This is a genomic window from Klebsiella sp. 54 (assembly GCF_018223875.1).
GTDB classification, from domain to species: Bacteria; Pseudomonadota; Gammaproteobacteria; order Enterobacterales; family Enterobacteriaceae; genus Klebsiella; species Klebsiella quasipneumoniae.
Genome location: NZ_JAGRRA010000004.1, coordinates 381,244 through 387,583, shown reverse-complemented (window position 1 = coordinate 387,583; position 6,340 = coordinate 381,244). Strand labels below are relative to the sequence as shown.

Below are 6,340 nucleotides of genomic sequence, written 5' to 3'. Positions count from 1 at the left end.
CTTTGAGTGCCCACACAGATTGTCTGATAAATTGTTAAAGAGCAGTTGTGACGCGCTTTAGCGCTCTGTCGCGAGGTCCCGTATAATACGTTTTCCTCATTCAGAGTCAAGCGCTTATTTTGCTTTTCTCTGTCGGCTTCAACGTTATCTTTCGCCGTTGAATCCTGCTGCCCCGGCGGCTTGCTTGCCGTTGTTCCGTGTCAGTGGAGGCGCATTATAGGGGGTAATTCTGAAGTGACAAGGATAAATTCAAAAAAAGAATTCAATCGCTCACTTTTCAACCAAATCAGGTGTTGAGCTTTAATTCTTGCCTGGTTTTTAAACAAAAACGAGCCCGCTGGGCCCGTTTTTGTCGTTTTGTGACTTACTGCACTGCCACGATACGGTCGTCTTTCACTACCAGCTCGACGGTTTTACCCGGAATCAGCTCACCGGAAAGTATCTGCTGGGCCAACGGGTTCTCAATCTGCTGCTGAATAGCGCGTTTCAGTGGCCGCGCGCCGTATACCGGATCGTATCCGTTGGCGCTTAGCAACTTCAGCGCCTCATCGGACATCCGCACTTCATATCCGCGCTCTTCCAGACGTTTATACAGACGCTGCAGCTGGATCTGGGCAATAGAAGCAATGTGTTTCTCACCCAGCGGATGGAAGACCACCACTTCATCGATACGGTTGATGAACTCCGGACGGAAGTTCTGGCTGACAACCCCCAGCACCAGGTCCTTCATATGTCCGTAATCCAGCTCGCCGAACCGTTCCTGAATCAAATCGGAACCGAGGTTCGAGGTCATGATGACCACCGTGTTACGGAAGTCGACCGTTCTCCCCTGGCCATCGGTGAGGCGCCCGTCGTCGAGTACCTGCAGCAGAATGTTGAACACATCCGGGTGCGCTTTTTCCACTTCATCCAGCAGGATGACGGAATAAGGACGACGGCGCACCGCCTCGGTCAGGTAACCGCCCTCTTCATAACCGACGTATCCCGGAGGCGCACCGACCAGACGCGAGACGGAGTGTTTCTCCATAAACTCGGACATATCGATACGCACCATTGCGTCGTCGCTGTCGAACATAAAGTTAGCCAGCGTTTTACACAGCTCGGTTTTACCGACCCCGGTCGGACCGAGGAACAGGAATGAACCAATCGGCCGGTTCGGATCGGACAGCCCGGCACGGCTACGGCGAATAGCGTTAGATACTGCTTCAACCGCCTCATCCTGACCAATCACCCGATGATGCAGTTCCTGCTCCATACGCAGCAGTTTGTCACGCTCGCTTTCCATCATGCGGGAGACCGGGATACCGGTCCAGCGGGCCAGCACTTCGGCGATTTCAGCATCCGTCACTTTATTACGCAGCAGACGCATGGTTTTTCCTTCGGACTGAGTGGCTGCCGCCAGCTGTTTCTCCAGTTCCGGAATTTTGCCGTACTGCAGCTCGGACATCCGCGCCAGGTCACCGACGCGACGCGCCTGTTCGATGGCGATTTTCGCCTGCTCCAGCTCGGCTTTGATGGTCTGGGTGCCGGAGAGGGACGCTTTTTCCGCTTTCCACTCTTCTTCCAGCACCGAGTACTGCCGTTCTTTATCCGCCAGCTCCTCGTTGAGCATATCAAGACGCTTCAGACTCGCCTCATCAGACTCTTTCTTCAGCGCCTGCTGCTCCAGTTTCAACTGGATGATACGGCGATCGAGACGGTCCAGCTCTTCCGGCTTTGAGTCGATCTGCATACGGATGCTGGACGCCGCCTCATCGATAAGGTCGATGGCTTTATCCGGCAGCTGACGGTCGGCAATGTAGCGATGCGACAAGGTCGCCGCCGCCACGATAGCCGGGTCGGTGATCTGCACATGGTGGTGCAGTTCATAACGTTCTTTCAGACCGCGCAGAATAGCGATGGTATCTTCTACCGACGGCTCGGCGACGAACACCTTCTGGAAGCGGCGCTCCAGCGCAGCGTCTTTTTCAATGTACTGACGGTATTCGTCGAGCGTCGTCGCCCCGACGCAGTGCAGTTCACCACGCGCCAGTGCCGGCTTCAGCATGTTGCCCGCGTCCATCGCGCCGTCGGCTTTACCAGCGCCAACCATGGTATGCAGTTCGTCGATAAACAGAATGACGTTGCCTTCCTGTTTCGACAGGTCGGTCAGCACGCCTTTCAGACGCTCTTCAAACTCACCGCGGTATTTCGCCCCGGCCACCAGCGCGCCCATATCCAGCGCCAGCACCCGGCGGCCTTTCAGCCCTTCCGGCACTTCGCCGTTGACGATACGCTGCGCCAGGCCTTCGACGATAGCGGTTTTACCCACCCCGGGTTCACCAATCAGCACCGGATTGTTTTTGGTACGGCGCTGCAGTACCTGAATGGTACGGCGGATCTCTTCATCACGGCCGATAACCGGGTCCAGCTTGCCCTGTTCGGCACGCTCGGTGAGATCGACGGTAAATTTCTTCAATGCCTGACGTTGGTCTTCGGCACCCTGATCGTTCACGCTTTCACCTCCGCGCATTTGTTCAATCGCCTGAGTCACGTTGGCGGTTGTTGCTCCGGCGGATTTTAAAAGGTCGGTCAGCGTACCGCGTGATTCAAGCGCCGCCAGAACAAACAGTTCTGACGATATAAAGTTGTCCTTTTTCTTTTGCGCCAGCTTGTCGCAAAGGTTCAGGATCCGCACTAAATCCTGAGAAGGTTGCACATCGCCGCCGGTGCCTTCCACCTGCGGTAAACGGCTCAGAGCCTGTTCGATGTCAGTGCGCAGTTTCCCGGCATTCACGCCCGCCGAGGTTAATAAAGGACGTACCGATCCCCCTTCCTGATTCAGCAAGGCGCTCATTAAATGAAGAGGTTCGATGAATTGGTTGTCGTGCCCGAGTGCAAGCGACTGGGCATCGGCAAGAGCAAGCTGGAATTTATTGGTAAGACGATCCAGACGCATAACTCCTCCCATAACAGGTCAAATTTGCTACTGGAGATTAAATGAGGTCATCCCTCAATTATTCAAGGTTAAAGACCTGAACTATGCGAAAAATAAGTTTGCCTTCTGGATCGTCTTGATTCTCTAGGTTATATCAGCCAAATGAAACTTGCCATACGACCGGTGGTCTTGTCGCGCCGGTAAGAGAAAAAATCATCCTTTTCGCTTAGCGTGCAGCGATCGCCGCCGAAAATCTGCTCAACGCCGACGTTTGCCAGGCGCTGCCGAGCCAGCTGGTAGATATCAGCAAAATATTTTTCGCCTGCCGGACGAAAAGCCTGATGCGCATTCTCATCCTTAGCCATAAAAGCGTCGCGAACTTCTGGGCCCACCTCAAACGCCTGCGGACCGATGGCGGGTCCCAGCCACGCCATAATGTTTTCGGCTTTATCGGCGAAACGGGCGACCGTCTCTTCCAGAACCCCTTCGCATAAGCCGCGCCATCCCGCATGCGCCGCGGCGACTTCGGTACCGGCGCGGTTACAGAACAGGACCGGCAGGCAGTCAGCGGTCATCACCGCGCAGACAGTCCCTGGCGTACGGCTATAAGAGGCATCCGCGCGTTTCGACGGATAGGGTCCGCCGTCCAGCGTGAGCACATCGGTACCATGAACCTGCTCAAGCCAAACCGGATAAGACGGTAAGCCGCCGGCGGCAAACATCCTCCGCCGGTTTTCTTCGACATGCTGCAGATTGTCGCCGCAATGGGCGCCCAGGTTGAGCGAGTCATAGGGCGGCAGACTCACGCCGCCGATGCGGGTAGAACTACAGGCCGCCACGCTGCCGGGCATTGGCCACTGCGGTACAATCAGTTTAGTCATAACCAGTCAATATCGTCCTTATGGGCTTCAAAATCGGCGCGCATCGCCTCGATGAGCTCGACCATATCTTGTGGGATGGGCGCGTGCCACTCCATTTCAATGCCGGTAATCGGGTGGTACAGACGTAGCATGGTGGCGTGCAGCGCCTGGCGGTCGAATTTACGCAGCGCGGTGATGAACTCCTCCGACGCGCCCTTCGGCGGACGCGGGCGGCCGCCATACACCTGGTCGCCTACCAGCGGATGGGTGATATGCGACATATGCACGCGGATCTGATGCGTACGACCGGTTTCCAGACGCAGGCGCAGGCGGGTATGGATGCGGAAATGTTCCATAATGCGGTAGTGGGTCACCGCCGGTTTGCCCATCGGGTGCACCGCCATATGGGTACGCTTGGTCGGATGACGGCTGATCGGTTCTTCAACCGTACCGCCGGCGGTCATATGACCGATCGCCACCGCTTCGTATTCACGGGTGATCTCGCGCAGCTGCAGCGACTCCACCAGCCGGGTTTGCGCTGGAATGGTTTTCGCCACCACCATCAGACCGGTGGTGTCTTTATCCAGACGATGGACGATCCCCGCACGCGGCACATCGGCAATAGGCGGATAGTAGTGCAGCAGCGCATTCAGCACAGTACCGTCAGGGTTGCCCGCGCCAGGATGTACAACCAGATCGCGCGGTTTGTTGATCACGATGATGTCATCATCTTCGTAAACGATATTGAGCGGAATATCCTGCGGCTGGAAGCGCGCCTCTTCTTCGATTTCCACATCGATAGCGATGCGTTCTCCCCCCAGCACTTTTTCTTTCGGTTTATCGCCAATGGTGCCATTGACTAATACGCGTTGGTCGAGGATCCATTCTTTTATCCGCGATCGCGAATAATCAGGGAACAATTCGGCCAAAGCCTGATCTAAGCGTTGACCGAGTTGATTTTCGGTCACCGTTGCGGTGAGTTGTACTCGTTGTGCCATATACAGCTTCTTCGTTTAACGTTGGGTTTTACGGCTTTGCCGTTTAATATAGTGTGCTATTGTAGCTGGTCTTAATCGGGAGCAGGAACAGAGATTCTCCCGCATAAACATTTTGAGGAAGTCAAAACGTCATGACGCGCATGAAATACCTGGTGGCAGCCGCCACACTGAGCCTGGCTTTGGTGGGTTGCTCCGGCTCTAAGGAAGAGGTGCCTGATAATCCGCCGAATGAAATCTACGCGACCGCCCAGCAAAAACTGCAGGACGGTAACTGGAAACAGGCGATAACGCAACTGGAAGCGTTGGATAACCGTTATCCATTCGGCCCTTATTCCCAACAGGTACAGCTGGATCTGATTTATGCGTATTACAAAAACGCCGATCTGCCGCTGGCTCAAGCGGCCATCGATCGCTTCATGCGCTTGAATCCCACCCATCCGAACATCGACTACGTCATCTATATGCGCGGCCTGACCAACATGGCTCTGGATGACAGCGCCCTGCAGGGCTTCTTCGGCGTCGATCGTTCCGACCGCGATCCGCAGCACGCGCGCGATGCCTTCAATGACTTCTCCAAACTGGTACGTGGCTACCCGAACAGCCAGTATGCCACGGACGCCTATAAGCGCATGGTATTCCTGAAAGATCGCCTGGCGAAGTATGAGCTGTCGGTGGTGGATTACTATACCGACCGCGGCGCATGGGTTGCCGTCGTTAACCGCGTGGAAGGTATGATGCGTAACTATCCGGATACCCAGGCCACCCGCGATGCCCTGCCGAAGATGGAAAATGCCTATCGTCAAATGCAGATGAATGCTCAGGCGGACAAAGTCGCGAAGATTATCGCCGCGAACAGTAAGAACACCTGAGCCTGACTCATGGATCGCAAACGGCAGCCACTGGCTGCCGTTTTTTTATTCGTTATCCTGGTTAGCTGAAGCGGTTTAGCGTCGAGTTAACTCATCAAATATGGCCTGCTTTGGCAGGTTCGACAAGTAAAATCTCACTTCTTCCTGCCCTGTCTCACAAAATGAATTCGTTGACAAAAAGTGACAATAAAACGTGATTTAGATCACACATTTTGACATTAGGAAAGGTATGCTGGATTCACCAAGACGGGAAAGACAAGAGGTAAAATTTATGACAATGAACATTACCAGTAAACAAATGGAAATTACTCCGGCAATCCGCCAGCATGTCGCAGACCGTCTCGCCAAACTGGATAAGTGGCAAACTCATTTAATTAACCCGCACATCATTCTGTCTAAGGAGCCGCAGGGTTTTATCGCCGATGCAACCATCAACACGCCAAACGGCCATCTGGTTGCCAGTGCGCGTCATGAAGATATGTACGCCGCCATTAACGAATTGATCAACAAGCTGGAACGGCAGCTCAATAAAGTGCAACACAAAGGGGAAGCCCGCCGCGCCGCGACGTCGGTGAAAGAGGCAGGCTTTGTGGAAGAAGAAGAGTAATCCTTAACTTAAGTTGTGTCATGCCACGCGCCTTCGGGCGCGTTTTTTATTGACAGAGTGAAAACAGTACAGGTACTGTAATCCCCACT

The 6,340-nt window shown here is 54.4% G+C and carries 5 protein-coding genes; 2 read left to right on the top strand and 3 right to left on the bottom strand.

The annotated features are described in order from the left end of the window. Positions 1–364: 364 nt before the first annotated feature. The 3 genes from clpB to rluD form a co-directional block, all read right to left on the bottom strand. Positions 365–2,938 carry an ATP-dependent chaperone ClpB gene (gene clpB / locus KHQ24_RS13360; protein WP_004206837.1) on the bottom strand — a complete coding sequence of 858 codons (2,574 nt, stop codon included), beginning with the start codon at positions 2,936–2,938 and terminating at the stop codon, positions 365–367. Between the two features lie 128 nt (positions 2,939–3,066). After that, positions 3,067–3,798, bottom strand: a complete 732-nt coding sequence (yfiH, locus tag KHQ24_RS13355) for a purine nucleoside phosphorylase YfiH (protein WP_023318894.1) — start codon at positions 3,796–3,798, stop codon at positions 3,067–3,069. After that, complete coding sequence (gene rluD, locus KHQ24_RS13350; RefSeq protein WP_004206840.1) at positions 3,795–4,775, bottom strand: 23S rRNA pseudouridine(1911/1915/1917) synthase RluD; 981 nt, start codon at positions 4,773–4,775, stop codon at positions 3,795–3,797. Before rluD ends, yfiH begins: the two co-directional genes overlap by 4 nt. Positions 4,776–4,906: 131 nt before the next feature. Here rluD and bamD point away from each other — a divergent pair, with 131 nt between their 5' ends. Together bamD and raiA are read left to right on the top strand one after the other, a co-directional pair. Next, entirely contained in the window at positions 4,907–5,644 is a 738-nt protein-coding gene (gene bamD, locus KHQ24_RS13345; protein WP_004145664.1) for an outer membrane protein assembly factor BamD, read from the top strand. Positions 5,645–5,915: 271 nt separating this feature from the next. Continuing rightward, entirely contained in the window at positions 5,916–6,251 is a 336-nt protein-coding gene (gene raiA, locus KHQ24_RS13340) for a ribosome-associated translation inhibitor RaiA (RefSeq protein WP_002914111.1), read from the top strand. Positions 6,252–6,340 lie beyond the last annotated feature (89 nt).

Coding starts and splice junctions, on each gene's coding strand:
- yfiH (WP_023318894.1), bottom strand. CDS start 3,798: ATGACTAAACTGATTGTACCGCAGTGGCCAATGCCCGGCAGCGTGGCG.
- clpB (WP_004206837.1), bottom strand. CDS start 2,938: ATGCGTCTGGATCGTCTTACCAATAAATTCCAGCTTGCTCTTGCCGAT.
- rluD (WP_004206840.1), bottom strand. CDS start 4,775: ATGGCACAACGAGTACAACTCACCGCAACGGTGACCGAAAATCAACTC.
- bamD (WP_004145664.1), top strand. CDS start 4,907: ATGACGCGCATGAAATACCTGGTGGCAGCCGCCACACTGAGCCTGGCT.
- raiA (WP_002914111.1), top strand. CDS start 5,916: ATGACAATGAACATTACCAGTAAACAAATGGAAATTACTCCGGCAATC.